The sequence below is a fragment of the Mesorhizobium sp. M1A.T.Ca.IN.004.03.1.1 genome (assembly GCF_003997555.1).
GTDB lineage: Bacteria > Pseudomonadota > Alphaproteobacteria > Rhizobiales > Rhizobiaceae > Mesorhizobium.
Window position 1 is genome coordinate 1 of the sequence record NZ_RZTV01000764.1, and the last position, 250, is coordinate 250.

At 60.4% G+C, this 250-nt stretch carries 1 protein-coding gene; it reads right to left on the minus strand.

Going from position 1 to position 250, the window contains the following annotated elements:
- The coding region (locus tag EOD29_RS33720) for a patatin-like phospholipase family protein (protein ID WP_245475519.1) at positions 1–181 on the minus strand (181 nt) is incomplete at its 3' end.
- Between the last annotated feature and the right edge of the window lie 69 nt (positions 182–250).

Here is a 250-nt window from a genome sequence, read left to right on the forward strand (position 1 = left end):
CTGCGACCGCAGCATTCATCGCGCCTGCGCTGGTTGCCACAATGCCTTCGAATGACAGGCTTGGCTCGTCCAGCAACCGATCGAGCACTCCCCACGTGAAGGCGCCATGTGCGCCGCCGCCCTGCAGCGCAAGATTGATCGTCCGCGGCTCGCGCTCGGCGAGCGAAGAGTCGGGCTGCATTTTGAGCTTTGCACCCACATGTTTGTTCACGATCGCAACCTCCGTGTCTCAAATAAAGATTCAGTGCGC